12 protein-coding genes, 1 rRNA gene and 1 pseudogene are annotated in these 14,627 nt (G+C 49.1%); 2 read left to right on the forward strand and 12 right to left on the reverse strand.

What is annotated here, in order from left to right:
- The 3 genes from ACX1DY_RS27655 to ACX1DY_RS27665 all read right to left on the reverse strand — a co-directional run.
- Positions 1–301: ribosomal RNA gene (locus ACX1DY_RS27655) — 16S ribosomal RNA — on the reverse strand; the annotation flags it as partial.
- Between the two features lie 369 nt (positions 302–670).
- Complete coding sequence (locus tag ACX1DY_RS27660; RefSeq protein WP_019908273.1) at positions 671–901, reverse strand: hypothetical protein; 231 nt, start codon at positions 899–901, stop codon at positions 671–673.
- Positions 902–1,143: 242 nt separating this feature from the next.
- Positions 1,144–1,752, reverse strand: coding sequence for a stage II sporulation protein M (locus ACX1DY_RS27665; protein ID WP_458967375.1), 609 nt, complete (start codon positions 1,750–1,752; stop codon positions 1,144–1,146).
- A 111-nt stretch (positions 1,753–1,863) separates the two neighbouring features.
- Between ACX1DY_RS27665 and pdaB the strand changes: the two genes are divergently transcribed.
- Entirely contained in the window at positions 1,864–2,667 is an 804-nt protein-coding gene (pdaB, locus tag ACX1DY_RS27670) for a polysaccharide deacetylase family sporulation protein PdaB (RefSeq protein ID WP_458967376.1), read from the forward strand.
- 29 nt (positions 2,668–2,696) lie between these two features.
- Here the strand turns inward: pdaB and ACX1DY_RS27675 are convergent, their stop codons facing one another.
- Entirely contained in the window at positions 2,697–3,518 is an 822-nt protein-coding gene (locus tag ACX1DY_RS27675; RefSeq protein ID WP_458967377.1) for a PPK2 family polyphosphate kinase, read from the reverse strand.
- A gap of 137 nt (positions 3,519–3,655) precedes the next feature.
- Complete coding sequence (locus ACX1DY_RS27680) at positions 3,656–4,246, reverse strand: KinB-signaling pathway activation protein (protein ID WP_458967426.1); 591 nt, start codon at positions 4,244–4,246, stop codon at positions 3,656–3,658.
- A gap of 127 nt (positions 4,247–4,373) precedes the next feature.
- On the opposite strand from ACX1DY_RS27680, the gene gerD reads away from it, so the two are divergent.
- Entirely contained in the window at positions 4,374–5,078 is a 705-nt protein-coding gene (gene gerD, locus ACX1DY_RS27685) for a spore germination lipoprotein GerD (RefSeq protein ID WP_458967378.1), read from the forward strand.
- Positions 5,079–5,139: 61 nt separating this feature from the next.
- Here the strand turns inward: gerD and ACX1DY_RS27690 are convergent, their stop codons facing one another.
- The 7 genes and pseudogenes from ACX1DY_RS27690 to ACX1DY_RS27720 all read right to left on the reverse strand — a co-directional run bounded on the left by ACX1DY_RS27690 (position 5,140) and on the right by ACX1DY_RS27720 (position 14,624).
- On the reverse strand, positions 5,140–6,252 hold the full coding sequence (locus ACX1DY_RS27690) for an Mrp/NBP35 family ATP-binding protein (RefSeq protein WP_458967379.1): 1,113 nt from the start codon (positions 6,250–6,252) through the stop codon (positions 5,140–5,142).
- Between the two features lie 99 nt (positions 6,253–6,351).
- On the reverse strand, positions 6,352–7,098 hold the full coding sequence (gene cwlD / locus ACX1DY_RS27695) for an N-acetylmuramoyl-L-alanine amidase CwlD (protein WP_458967380.1): 747 nt from the start codon (positions 7,096–7,098) through the stop codon (positions 6,352–6,354).
- Positions 7,099–7,173: 75 nt separating this feature from the next.
- The gene (gene sat, locus ACX1DY_RS27700; RefSeq protein ID WP_458967381.1) at positions 7,174–8,343 is read right to left on the reverse strand and encodes a sulfate adenylyltransferase; all 1,170 of its coding nucleotides are present in this window, start codon (positions 8,341–8,343) and stop codon (positions 7,174–7,176) included.
- A 38-nt stretch (positions 8,344–8,381) separates the two neighbouring features.
- Positions 8,382–9,074, reverse strand: coding sequence for a phosphoadenylyl-sulfate reductase (locus tag ACX1DY_RS27705; RefSeq protein ID WP_458967382.1), 693 nt, complete (start codon positions 9,072–9,074; stop codon positions 8,382–8,384).
- Between the two features lie 211 nt (positions 9,075–9,285).
- Positions 9,286–9,345: pseudogene (gene rpsI / locus ACX1DY_RS27710) on the reverse strand (30S ribosomal protein S9); the annotation flags it as partial.
- A 111-nt stretch (positions 9,346–9,456) separates the two neighbouring features.
- Entirely contained in the window at positions 9,457–11,208 is a 1,752-nt protein-coding gene (locus ACX1DY_RS27715; RefSeq protein ID WP_458967383.1) for a dockerin type I domain-containing protein, read from the reverse strand.
- Positions 11,209–11,279: 71 nt separating this feature from the next.
- Positions 11,280–14,624 carry an S-layer homology domain-containing protein gene (locus ACX1DY_RS27720; RefSeq protein WP_458967384.1) on the reverse strand — a complete coding sequence of 1,115 codons (3,345 nt, stop codon included), beginning with the start codon at positions 14,622–14,624 and terminating at the stop codon, positions 11,280–11,282.
- Positions 14,625–14,627: the final 3 nt, after the last annotated feature.

The following is a 14,627-nucleotide window of genomic DNA, read 5'->3' on the forward strand; positions in this document are numbered from 1 at the left end:
CTCAGGTCGGCTACGCATCGTCGCCTTGGTGGGCCGTTACCCCACCAACTAGCTAATGCGCCGCAGGCCCATCCTCTAGTAGCAGATTGCTCCGCCTTTCATCCTTCCTTCAGGAGAAGGAAGGAATTATCCGGTATTAGCTACCGTTTCCGGTAGTTATCCCAGTCTACAGGGTAGGTTGCCTACGTGTTACTCACCCGTCCGCCGCTAAGCTTACCCCGAAGGATAAGCTCCGCTCGACTTGCATGTATTAGGCACGCCGCCAGCGTTCGTCCTGAGCCAGGATCAAACTCTCCAAATTGGTATTTAGAAAGAGCGATTCGCTCATTTTGAAACATCTGACGAGAATTTGCATTCTCTTGACTAGATTCCAAAAGCGTGAAACACGCTGTGAAATTCATCGTTTTTGGACTTCACTTTCGTGAAATCCCACTCACTCGTTGTTCAGTTTTCAAAGATCAAGTTCTCGTTTTTCTTCGTCGTCGCTTGTCAGCGGCGACCTTTATAATATATCATAGCGCCGGTGCATTTGGCAAGAGTTTTTTTGAAAAAAGTTTTTTTCATTTCTTCTTGCCTTCAGCAACTCTTCAAAACATTGAAAAGGAGCGCGAGATATAATGTATCACAGCGACTCCCTTTTAGTCAACCTATTTAATTAAAAACAAATTGCTCAGTGTTTGAACTGCGAATAACGTCCTCCCCACGCATACTTGGAAAGCTCCTTCTGAGGTGCGAAACGCGCGTACATACGGAATACCGTTTTATATCGGTTGGCGATGGCATGCCTGATATTTTGGTCCAAGCGTTGATCACTTAAATCAAGGAGCATTTCATCAAGTTCTTTACGCAAAACATAGTCCAGCTCCTTGCACTCCTTCTCGTTGAACAACATTCCCAACATATGCTTGGCCTCCTTCATTAAATTGAAAATAAACAAGATCCTCAAATGCCGCCGCAATAGAAGATAGTCCATTTGATGGGGAAAGCTGTGTGCATATCCACTTACACTAGATTAACCGGAGCACAGTATCTGTAACCATAATTATAAAAAACTCTTTATGGCCTCGCCCGAAGTCATACGCAAACTTGCCTCACAATCCCTGAAACTGACGGCTTTACTGTTATGCTCATTTCTTTGTTTTTTTATGATAAAAGAGAAAATGTAATTGTGCTTTCGATGATCGCTGCTATGAGCAGAAGAATAACTGTCCAGATGGATGCTCTCAATGTCTGACGCATGAAGGCCGGCCATTCGCCGACTCTTTGCTCTCTTGTTGCAGCGGAGCTGAAGAGATCTTTGAGGACCTTCATACCAAACTGCAGACCAAATGCGCAAGCAATGATGATTGCCGGGATTTCAATAATTCCATGCGGCAGCAGTCCCTTCACGATAAGGTCAAATAAATCCAGTCCCTGCAGTGACGACACATGAATCAGATAGCCGATCACTGCACCATTAATCAACAGGAATAACGCAGGCAATACGCCAAATAAAGCGCCAAGAAAAATAATTAGAACGCCTTTAATGCTGTTGTTCAAAAATATAAATTGAAAAAAGCTCCACTGCGGATGTGCGGATTCTCTGAGGCTGCCGCTGATTTTACTTAATCCCTCGAGCTGCCCGGACAACAGCTTTTGCAGACTGCCGGTGCCAATCCAGCCGATCACCCCTCCCGCCACAAATAATATGAGAGCGAGCAGTAAAGCTTTGCGTATCGTGGTTAAATCTTTGGCGAAAGCGAAAAACGACAAGATAAAAACCTCCTAAAAATAGGGTTGGACATATATAAGGTCATAAGCGCCCTGTCCCAGCATACATTTAGAACAAACAAGCATTTCGCATGGGAGAGGAGCGCTGTCATTATGAATTCTTTTTATGTATTCAGCGGCAAAAAGATAAAACGGTTCATCTATATCTTTGCCGCCGCGCTTCTTGCCGCCGGTGTCATCTATGTCGAGAGGGGCAACATTACCGTTTTTTCCCAAACGGCCCCTTCCGCCATTTACAGTGTGCCGACGGAGAAGAAGCTCATCGCTTTAACGTTTGATATTAGCTGGGGAGAAAAAAGGCCTGAACCGATTCTGAAGGTGCTCGAAGACAAAAAAGTCGATAAGGCAACATTTTTCCTGTCTTCTCCCTGGAGCAAAACGCATCCGGAAATCGTTACGAGCATTAAAGACGCAGGGTACGAAATCGGCAGTCATGGCCACAAGCATGTGAACTACAGTACGCTCAGCAATGAGGAAATACGCAACCAGATCTCAACTGCACATACCGTGCTGACCGAGTTAACCGGCAAAGAGCCGAAATTGATCCGCATGCCTAATGGCGATTTTGACAAAAGAGTGCTGCAGGTCGCAACTGATCTCGGCTATAAGGTGATCCAATGGGATACCGACTCGCTGGATTGGAAGAATATCGGTGTGGATAACATCGTAAACCGCGTGACAAGCAAAGCGCATCCCGGTGATATTGTGCTTTTGCATGCCAGCGATTCCTGTAAGCAGACTCATGAGGCACTTCCGATTATTATTGATAAATTGCGCGCTCAGGGCTACGAATTCGTCACTGTATCCGAGCTGATCAGCCAAAGCAGCGCCGAAGGCAAAGAGGTCCGGGATTCCGCTTCCCTGAATGAAAGCCTGGAGGATGCTGCAGGAATGTAACAACCCGCTCCAGGCCGCAAAAGGAACATTTAATAGCGTGGTGAGATAAGCTTAGAAATGTCAGGTGTAGGGGTGTCCAGCTTCGGATAGCTGAGATCAAGACCCTCAAGCGTCTTTACAACGATAGCTAAGGCCAGGTAATTACGGTACCACCGATGATTGGCCGGAATCCAGTACCAAGGAGCGTTCTCAATGCTGGTCTCTTGAAAAACATCTTCATACGCAGCCTGATAGTCATCCCAGTATTCCCGTTCCTGCAAATCGCTCGCATCAAATTTCCAGTGCTTGGTCGGGTCCTGCAACCGTTCCTGTATCTTTTCAAGCTGCTTTTTCTTGGAGATATGCAAGAACAGCTTGACGATCGTAGTTCCTTCTTCCGCCAGCATTTCCTCAAATTCGCGGATATAGCGGAAGCGGCGCTTCAACTCTTCTTTCTCCAAGCTGCCATGCACACGGGGCACCAGGACATCCTCATAATGCGAACGGTTAAAAGCGGCAATATAGCCCTTCGGCGGTGTTTTCATGTGAACTCTCCACAGGAAATCATGAGCTTCTTCCTCCAGGGAAGGCTTCTTGAAGCTGGTCACCATAAATCCCTGAGGATTAATCCCGGAAAAAATATGTTTTACCGTGCCATCCTTTCCGCTGGAGTCCATGCCTTGGAGAATAACCAGCAGTGAGTGCTTCTTCTGAGCGAAAAGAATATCCTGCAGCTCGGCAAGCCGTTCCTTAAGTTTTACCATTTTGGCTTCGGCTTCTTCCTTGGATTCAAAGTCGCCGCTATCATCGGGGTCGAGCTTTTTCAGGACAGTTTCGCTTGTGTCTTTTATCATATAACGCTTGATGTTCATATATTCCCCTCCTGTTCGGATTGCTTCCGGATTATGTAGGCTGTTCTTAAAGATTAACCCGCTGCTTCTGGTTTTAATCGTAAAATTGAGGCAAAACCCCGTCTTCTGTTCCACCAGAGGAGCGGGGTTTTTCGTTGTCAAGATGATGCAGGCTTCAGGATACGGTGCAGCATCAGAATTTGGAATGCATTGCAAGCAATAAGTGGAATTACAATAAATACTGTGGCACTGTCCACACCAATTCGGAGGACGCCTATAATTTCTGCTATGGTGATGGCTGTCATAAAGAAAAATGTCGGAATCCAGGCTGAGGCGTTCGTGCTGCGCACTTTGAAGTAAGCTACGATAATGGCGGTAAGCAAAATTCCAATGCCCAGAAGCAAATCGGAAATTACGTTTCTGCCGTTCCCTACAAAGGTACGCAGGAAAATAAGTTCAAGCAAGGCGAGTACGGAAAGCACCAGTTGAATGTATTGCCAGATCTTCCGTTGAAAAACACCCGTTCCCATGTAATTCAGAATTAGGTAAGCGAAAAATCCAAGCTGAGCGTACACACTTACAAGCATACCGTAGCCAAAAAGAATCAGCGGGTAGAGCAAGAGATCGGCTGTGCTTTTGAAATCAATCTGCCCATTAACTGTCTGCAGCGCCAGGCCGGCAATGACGGCCCCTCCCGCCCCGATCAAAAGCGTGGTCCAGAATAAATAAAACCATTTTCTTAAATTCAGCCATTTCACCTCCCCGTGTCATATTTATTTTACCAAGCTTACCGTTAAAAAACCATTGTACTGCAACATAAATGCCTTCCCGTGCGGCATACTACAATCAGGAATCCTATAAAGGAGGGCAGCGCCAATGAAATGGAGGACTTTGTGGACTGGAATCCTGGTGCTCTGCATGATTACGGCCTTAACAGCCTGCGGAGGCGAACAGAGCAGCTCCTCTTCCGGACAAGTCAGCTATAAGGAAATGAAGACCATGGTTGTAGATATATTAAAGAGTGACGAAGGAAAAAAGGCGGTTGAGGAGGCTTTGCAATCTCCCAGTTCGGGCTCTGGCTCTGGAGGAAGCAGTGCAAGCGGAATTAGCATGAAAATGATGCCGATGCAAACCGCAGAGCAAATCCGCATCGCTGTAAAGAATACCATCACTGCACCGGAGTACCAGAAAGAAATCGAAAAAATCATGACCGACCCGCAATTCGCCGGAGACTTCGCAAAGGCCATCAATTCGCAGAGCAAAGAGCTGCATCTTCAACTGATCAAGGACCCTGCATATCAGAAGTCTGTTGAAGAAATTATGAAATCACCGGAAATGATGAAAATGTTCCTTGATCTTACGAAAACATCCGATTACCGCAAGCAATCAATGACGATTATGCAGGAAGCGATGCAAAATCCTTTATTTCGTATGGAGGTACTCGATCTCCTGAAGACCGTGGTGCAAGATGAGCTTCAACCGAAGGTTCAGAAAAAAGGGGGAGGAAAAGAAGGCGGCAGCAAGAGTGGCGGAGGCGGAGGCGGCGGCCAGAAGCAAGGCGGCGATGAGTCAAGCTCCTAATTAGCTGAAAATACCAAAAAAAGAGGCCGATCCCGGTGAAGGGAAGGCCTCTTTGGAGTTTTTACTCCTGCTCATATTTAGCGATCAGCTTGTCAGCAATTTCGGCGAACAGCTTCGCGGTTCCTGTCTCAGCCTTATATACCGACGGTGAGAAATCCGGCTCGGAAATATGGTTGTCTGGAGCGCCCAGGGGGACTTGGGCCAGCAGTTCGGTATGCAGCGTCTCCGCTAATCTTGCTCCGCCGCCGCGGCCGAAGATGTAGTCCTTTTTGCCGCATGAGGAGCATTCATAATAAGCCATATTCTCGATAACCCCCAGAATCTCATGATCCGTTTGCAGCGCCATCGAGCCAGCTCTTGCCGCCACAAAGGCTGCTGTTGCATGCGGGGTAGTAACTATGATCTCTTTGCTGTGCGGCAGCATTTGGTGCACGTCCAGCGCCACATCACCTGTTCCCGGCGGCAGATCAAGCAGCATGTAATCCATCTCTCCCCAGCCGACATCGCTGAAGAATTGGCGCAGCATTTTGCCAAGCATTGGCCCTCTCCAGATCACAGGGCTATTCTCACGGATAAAGAAGCCCATAGACATGACTTTCACTCCGAACCGTTCTACAGGTATAATGGTTCCCTCTTCAACAATAGGACCTTCTTCGATTCCCATCATATCCGGGATGCTGAAGCCATAGATGTCGGCATCAATAAGCCCGACTTTTTTGCCTTTCCTTGCCAGTGCTACTGCCAAATTGACTGTTACTGTTGACTTGCCCACACCGCCTTTGCCGCTGGCAATCGCGATGAAGTTCACACCCGAGTTCTCACTGATCAGCTCGTGCCCCTCAAGGCCTGCTGCGTGCCCTTTTAGCTTCTCCCCTTGATCTGCCTGCGGCTTGTCCTCAGTGCTCTCTCCGCGAAGGATAGCGCGTTCATAGTCGGTAGCATCCCGCAGCCGGATGTGGATATCGTCCACTCCTCCTTCATTCAGCAGGGTGCGCACCTTCTGCTCCAGCTCCATGCGGCTTTTCTCTTCTTGATCCAGACATACGATGGAAAGCGAAACCTTGTTTTCCTTGACCATGATATCGCGAATTAACTGTAAATCAATAAGGCTTTTTCCGGATTCCGAGTCTGTGAGCGGCTGCAATAGTTCCTGAATTTGTTCCCTGGTCAGCATGGAAAACACCTCTTTATCTTCTCCGGACGGGTAAGGTCCTGGTATTTTTTTGTCTATTATAGCATTACAGGTTACCTTCCGCGAATGGGTTATCCTTACTCAAGGCTGCTCCGAGGCGTACCGCAGAATTCCACGGTATATGCTGGTGGCCACTTTCCGCTGATAGACATCATCTCCGAGCAGGGCCGCTTCCTGAGGATGGGACAAGAAACCAACCTCCACAAGCGCAGCAGGGATTTTCAGTGCTTTTAGCAAATAAACGGTATTCACGGTTTTGGCAACGCGGTCGGTGTTCTCAAGTGTGGCCTTTAGCTCCTCCTGCACAAAACCTGCTAACGCTTTATTCCCCTCGTTATTCGGGTAATAGAAGGTCTGCGCTCCGCTCCAGCGTCTTGAAGGCACACTATTCATATGAATGCTTATGAACAAGTCCGCCCGCTTCTCTTCAATGCTTCTCACTCTCATCTTCAAATCCTCCGTCTTGCGTTTGGAATAGCTTTTCGTATCCCGCTGGGCCAGATCATAATCCCCTTCACGGGTCATAACTACAATCGCGCCTGCTTGCTGCAAGTAATCCCGCAGATATAAAGAAACCGACAGGTTAATGTCCTTCTCGATCAGGCCGCCCCGGCTGACCGCGCCCCCGTCAGGACCTCCATGACCGGCATCAATGGCAATAACTTTGCCGGACAGCGGCAGACTCCAATAATTCAATGTTTTGGCGGTTGGCATATCATAGGCGATAATGCCGATCATCACCGCCAGCAGAATGGCGCCCAGCATACTTTTTTTAATGCTGCCCCACGAGATCCAGACCGAGACTTTACCCTGCTTTCGGCCAGACATAATAAAGACCCCCTCGTCCCGATAGATTCTACTCATCTATATGGGACAAGAGGGCCGAATAGTACTGGCTCTTTATTAGGCGGTGACTTCCGCAGACATACCTTCGATAAGAATCTCCGCTACCTCAGGACGCGTAAATTCAGGAGGCGGACACTTGCCTTCGCGCAGCAGCGCACGCACCTTTGTGCCGGACAATGTCAAATGCTGATCGCCCGGATGCGGACAGGTTTTGCTGGAAGCCATATTCCCGCATTTTACGCAGAAAAAACTGTGTTCAAAAAATAATGGAGTAATTCCGAGTTCCTCGGCTGTAAAATTCGAGAATATCTCCTGAGCTTCATACGTTCCGTAATAATCGCCCACTCCGGCATGATCGCGGCCGACTATAAAATGCGTGCAGCCGTAATTCTTCCGCACCATTGCATGGAATATCGCTTCTCTCGGGCCAGCATAACGCATCGCCGCCGGAAAAACGCCAAGAAACGTACGATCTGACGGATAATAGTTCTCCAGCAGCGCCAAATAGCTCTTCATCCGCACATTGGCCGGAACATCATCGGATTTGGTCTCACCAACCAAGGGATTGAGGAACAGCGCGTCCACAATCTCCATAGCACATTTCTGAATATACTCATGCGCACGATGGACCGGATTGCGTGTCTGAAAGCCTACGACGGTTCTCCAGCCTTTATCAGCGAAAATTCGCCGTGTCTCCGCCGGATCAAAGTAAAACTCTCCGAATTTCTCCGGCTGCGGACGATTCAGTACCGTAATTGGTCCTCCGACATAGGTTGCCGGCCGGGCCAGCAATTTGCTCACCCCAGGGTGTGCAGGATCGGTCGTTTTGAAGACATTCTGCGCTTCAAGCTGTTGATCGACGCTATAAATGCTCTCAATATCGAGCAGCCCATAAATTACTCCATCTTCCTCACCGATCAGCGAAACTCTGTCACCCACAGCAAGACCAGAGGCTACTTCGTCTTCCACAGCCAATGTAATGGGGATGCTCCAAACAGTGCCATCCGAGAGACGCATGCTTTTGACCACAGAGTGGTAATCTTCTTCATTCATAAAGCCGGAAAGCGGAGAAAACGCCCCCACCCCGATCAGATCCAGATCCGATAATGTCCATGTATTCACAGCAATTGATTTATAGCCGGAAGCCTGCTGCAGGAGCTGTTCTCTCTCTGCACCCTCTGCTACGCGCTGAACAAGTGTTCCTCCATGAGGAAGTATTGAAGTCATCTATGCTCTCTCTCCTTCTGGGCTTGACGGATTATGTCTTATTTATGCAGTCCACATTCTGTTTTGTCCGATCCGGACCATCTGCCCGCACGCGGATCTTCGCCTGGCATAACTGCCCGTGTGCATTGCTCACAGCCGATACTTGGGAAATTGCGGTCATGCAGCGGGTTGTACACTACATCATTCTCGCGAATATAGTTCCATACATCCTCGGAGGTCCAACCGGCAATCGGATTAAACTTTACAAGGCCGAACTTATTATCATATTCGACTTTTTTGGCATTAGCGCGAGTTGGCGCCTGATCACGGCGGATTCCTGTAATCCAGGCTTCATATTGCGATAGAATCCGGGTAAGCGGCTCTACCTTGCGGATCGCGCAGCACTGATTGGGATCGGTGCTCCACAGTGCCTCACCGTACTGAGCCGCCTGTTCCTCCGGGGTAATCTGCGGCGATACGCGAACAAATTCCATACCGTATTTATCAGCCATCGCATCTCTCGTCTCATAGGTTTCCTTGAAATGGAAATCAGTATCCAGATAGAAAACGTCAGTGGAAGGACTGACTTTCTGAAGCATATCGACAAGCACTACATCTTCGGCGCCAAAGCTGCAAGCAAAGGTGATATTAGGGAAGGTCTCAACAGCCCAGCGGATAATCTCCTCAGGTGATGCATTTTCTAATTCCTCAGCTTTAACTTTGATCAAATCCTCTTTTTCAAGCAGATTCATCTTCTTCTTCCTCCATCCTGGTATCTCATAAATCTAATAAACCATTTAAAAATCCGTTAATTCCAACTAATCTTATATGGAATAGTATAAGGCATTCAGGGCCGAAGTCAATGGGTTTTATCCATTTTGGAAGAAAGTATTGCCGGCAAGTAAAACAAAAGCCCCTGCCTATAAAGGCCAGAGGCTTGATTTCCTTGCACTGCAAGGAATATTAACGTTTCGAGAACTGTGGAGCGCGACGAGCGGCTTTGAGGCCATATTTTTTACGCTCAGCTTATGATGGCTAATTATACACAAAAAGGTACAACCTCTCCTAAAAAAAAGGCTCCATGTAAAGCCTTAAGGCTTTACATGGAGCACTTGCTGTCAACTGCTTACGCCCTCAGCCTTTTCCTGTCACAAAGGCCAGAATCGCCTTAACATCCGCCTCATCCACAACCCCATCATTATTAAAGTCCGCTGCCTTCAGTTGATCCGGCCCTAATGTGATTGTGCCCTTGAGATACTTCACCAGCAATTGGGCGTCCGCAGACGATACGCCGCCAGTGCCATCAAGGTCCCCTTTAATAAGCTGGACATAATACGCTGTATACGTGATCGGCCCGGTAATGACCTTCGCCTTCAACTGGTCGCTGCTCAGCTTCGTTATACCACCATCGCTGCTCCAGCCCATGAAGCGGTAGCCGTTATCCGGTGTAACGATCGGCACAGCTACCGGCTTGGTTCCGGCCTCGACATCCTCGCTTGCCACGCTGATTGTCCCGTGTTCGCCAGACAGGTAGCTCACCTTCACCTTAGGAATATTGACGGAAAGGGTAGCTTTTTCGGAAATCATTTGTTCCCCGGAGGCATCGGTAATGATGACGCGATACAGGTAGCCGTTCATGTCCTTTGATCCCGCATGAATAGTCAGACTGGTGCTTGTTGCGCCAGCTATATTCGTGAAGCTGCTGCCTGTACCCGTCATATCAACCTGCCATTGATAGGCAAGGTCATTGCCGCTGGCATTAACAGAAAAGGCAGCAGATGTATCAACATTCACTTGCGCATCCTGCGGCTGCTTAGTAATAACCGAGTTAGTTACTACCTGGTACAGGCCTTTATCCGTGCCGACAAGCAGCTTCCCGTCACCATACTCCATTGCACCAAAATAAGTTGAAGTATTATCGCTGCCTTTAGCAACGATTGGTGACCAGGTCGCTCCGGTATTGGATGACATGAGCACTGTCCCATCAGATCGTAAGGCATATACATTATTGTGTTCATCAACAGCTACAGCGTTGTAATTGCTGCCAGAGGGCAATAGCCTGCTTGCTATAGTCCCTACCAGCTTCCATACACCGTCCCTCCCGGAAATATAAGTTGTCCCTCCAGTCTGAACAAGGTCAGTTATGGCTGCCGAAGAAGAGGAATCCACCACGATTTTATTCCAATTAATTCCATCATCTTTGGAGTAGACAATATTATTCGCATCATCTGCTAATATCAATCTATTGTTAACCTCATCATATACAGCATTTTCATAACGGGAGCCGCTGGTCATGTTCTTGCTTGTAGTCCATGCTTTCTCCTGTATTCCCCCGGAAGATGAAGCTTGCCGGTAAATAACATTGTCATTGCCAGCTCCCATTACATAATTGCTTCCATCGGTAACAATGGGGCCAAGCAACAAGAATCCTGAAGGAAATGAGGATTGAGTCCAGCTGGAGCTGGTATTGGATGTATCATTCATATAGCCTAAAAATGAAGTAGTAGTATAATTTGGGAACGTAGTTGTAGACACAGTATGTCCTGTCGCATAGACTCTGCCACCAATGAAGGAGAGGGAATGCAAGTCAAATCTTTTGCTTGAACCAAAGGTGTTCGAGTCAATGATTCTGGTCCATGTCTTCAGATCCGTTGATTGGTTTGCGATGTTTAGGCCACCATTCAACTGAGACTTATAGTAAAAAACCCCATTATTGTAGTAGAGTTTCATCCCAGTGCCCATATTATCCTTGAGCAGCTTGTATTTATACGGCAGAGCCGCTGTTGAATTATCCGCCTGCGCCTCGTCCTTCGGAAGCACAAAGCTGCTGAGCAAGATGGAGATCAGTGCCAGGCATGAAGCAATTTTTCCTGCTTTTTTGAGCATCGGTTTTTCTTTCCCCTCTCGAAAATATGAAGTACACGAACACAGGGGGGCGAATAACGCCCCCTAGCTGATCAAATCAGACCGGATTGCTGCAAAAGTCTTTGAATAATCGTAGCTACCTCGGCGCGGGTCATATACTGCTTCGGTGCCAGCTCGGCAGCGCTTCTACCGGATACAATGCCTGCCTGCACGCTGTCGGCTACACTGCCTTGCGCCCAAGTCGATACGGCCGCTGCATCCTTGAATGAACCGAGCGCGGCAGCTGCGGATGCAGTAGACTGCTTGTCCTTCAGTCCAGTCAGCTTCATCGCTTTCGCAAGCATTACCATTGCCTGCTCACGTGTAATCTTGTCGTTCGGACGGAATGTGCCATCCTCATATCCATCAATCAGCCCGTATGCTTGCGCTGTGCTGACTGCCTTGTTGAACCAGTCCGCCTGCTTCATATCCGAGAACGTCGCGTCTCCTTGCCCGGAAGCAAGTCCCAGTCCCCGTACCAGGATAGCTGCAAATTCTGCACGGGTAATATCACGATTCGGACTGAACTGCTCATTACCAGTTCCCTCGATAATCATTCGTGAGCCCATATCATTCACAGCAGCCTTCGACCAATGTGAAGCGACATCACCAAACTCCACCGGATGCCATACCACCGAGTAGATACTGTTGGTCAGACTGTTGATCTGCGCATAATAGGTTCCACCATTATTCACGACCTTGGTCGGTACGTGCCGCACACTTCCGTCTGAAGCTACCACGACACCTGTCGTGATCTTGTTCGGATCTATTCCCCCCGGAATCACGATGTTACGCTGCACATAAGCATTGAACTTTGATAATTCGACAGTAGAATTCTCATACAAAGCTTTCACTGTAAAATCAAGCGGCGGCACGACAAGCGTGAACGTGCCTTTCACAGCCGCGTCCTCCAATACCTTCAACGTATTCGCTGTCGGCGCAGCGATCTCAACGCGCACCTTGATATCCTCCAGTGCGACTGACTTGCCCACCTTGTCTGCAATGGCGTCAATCTGGATTTGACGTGCAGGGAGCGTATATGTCGCCTGCGCTGTCTTGAGCTCGATCAGCGCTTGCTTGCTTTCCATGTTCTTGACCATTCGCCCGTTCAATTCACCAACAATCACATCCGCACCTGATCTGACAAGAATGGTAATGACCGCTCCTTGGCCTTCTGCTGCAAGCCGCTGTTCCAGCTTCTGCGGATCGACCTGAATCGTCGTTACCTTCTGACCATTGCGCTCGCCTGTGACAAGCGTACCCGCTTGCTCAGCCTTGCCATTGACTAAAATCTCTACGCCGCTGGCAGCCTGGGATGCCGTTGGCGTTGAAGCCGCACCGCTGCCATCTGTACCACTGCTGCTGGAAGAACCTCTTGGCACCACTGCATTGGATGCAGCAGAAGCTGCGCTCGCACCAATCTTATTCAGGGCCTTCACCGTGAACGTATAGCTTGTTTCGTTGCTCAAGCCAGTCACAACGATCGGACTTGCTGTTCCTTTCACAACCACTCCCCCCGGCTCAGCAATCACCTCGTAGCTAGTGATTGGGCTGCCGCCGTCGCTTGCCGGTGCTGTGAAGCGAACCGTTGCTTGTTTATCCCCTGCTATAGCGGTCACGTTCGTTGGAGCTGTCGGAACGGTTGCAGGCGGCGTGCTAGGTTCCGAAGTGCCTCCAGCACTCGGAGTTGCGTTCGCCTCATTCGAGGCACCGCTCATCCCCTGAGCATTGCCTGCTTTCACCGTAAAGTAATAGGCTTGACCATTGTTCAGATTCTCAACAGTGTAGGTAGACGCAGTTACGCTTGCGATTTTCTGCTCACCGTACGCCTGCGACTCTGTGGTCATATAAATGTTATAGTATGTCGCTCCTGTTACCGTATTCCAGCTCAGGTTAACCTGCCGGTCTCCTCCAGCTGCTGCAAGACCTTGCGGAGCAGCAGGGATGTCTGGCGTCGGAATATTCGGCAAGACTGTTAACGTCGCTGTGCCTTGCTTACTCGAATCTGCTGTTGAAGTAGCTGTGACAGTATACGTTCCCAACGGAGCATTTGCCGCAACAGCAACCTTGCCTGTATCGTCAATAGTTACTTTGTCGTTAGTGCCGCTAATGGTCCAGGTCACAGTCGTAGCCGCCCCTCCTGACGCATCGACTGTAGCATTGAACTGCTGACTGCCTCCAAGCTGTACGCCAATATTGGCCGGACTGACGCTCACACTGTTGACGGCCCCTGCAGCGCTGACAGTAATTTTCCCAGCCTTCAGTGTCTTCTCCATTTCAACCGCAGAAGCATCTGTGACAGTAAAGTGATTCAAGTCTGACGTCTGCACAGTCAAATCCTTGTCCCCGGTTGTCGCCCCGCTCTTGATGCGGAAGGTCACGGTGAACAGCTTGTCTCCGGCAGCAATCGGCGTATCTCCGCCGTCACTGTCTGCCCAGGCTGCCTTGAGCCAGCCTGCCGTATTAACATAGTTGAAGTCGAAGTAGTCGCCCGCTTCACCTTTAATTCCTGTCACTTCCAGCGCAGCGGCATCAAAGTCGATCTGCAGCTCATAGGAGCCGATGCCAGATATCGCACTAACTGCCGTTACCGGGACCTCGACCGTCGCTCCCGGTGCCCCTGTTACGCTGCCAATGGCAATCGTTGCAGCATGACGCAGCCATTTGGCGTAAAGTGTCGTATTTGCCATAACTCCTGCTGAGGAGAAATCCCATGCGGATGTCCCAGCCGAATCGGTGAACCAGCCCGCGAAGCTGTAGCCTGCTCTGGTTGGAGCCGGCGGCTCGCTGATGGTCGCTCCACCGCTTACACCCGTGATGCTCTCTACCGCGCTTCCGCCTTGCGAGTCGAAGGCCACTGTATATTGCGCTGCTTTGACAGTGATCTTGCCGCTTGAGGCATAGGACGGATCTGACGGATCGTCACCTTCATATATTACATGCTTGGTGACGCTTACCGTCACATCACCAGGCAGCACACCTTCCTTAATTTTGAAATTCAGTGTAGCGATCTTGGTTTTGCTAAAGAAAACTGTATTCGTAAGAACCGCATTGAGATTGACGGTTCCTGCCGTACTTGTATCTATGGTGTAGTTCTCCGTATCGGTTACATGAAGCTCGTCATTCGCTGATGCCAATTCAAGTGAACTGGCGTCGTATTGGAGCGAGATTTCAAATTTATGAATAAGATCCTGGGGCTCAGCGTACACCGGCATACTTACTGTATCTCCTGGATTACCCTCCGCACTCGTCAGCTCAACTGCGGGCAGTTCAACCGCAGGCTGGGAAGATTCAGCTTGAATCGTCGGACTGATGGAGAGCACCAGACAGATCACCAGCAATAACGACAACCATCTTCTCCATCCAGCTATTTGCTTCTTCATTACATTAATATTCATTTG

The sequence above is a fragment of the Paenibacillus sp. BAC0078 genome, from assembly GCF_054483875.1.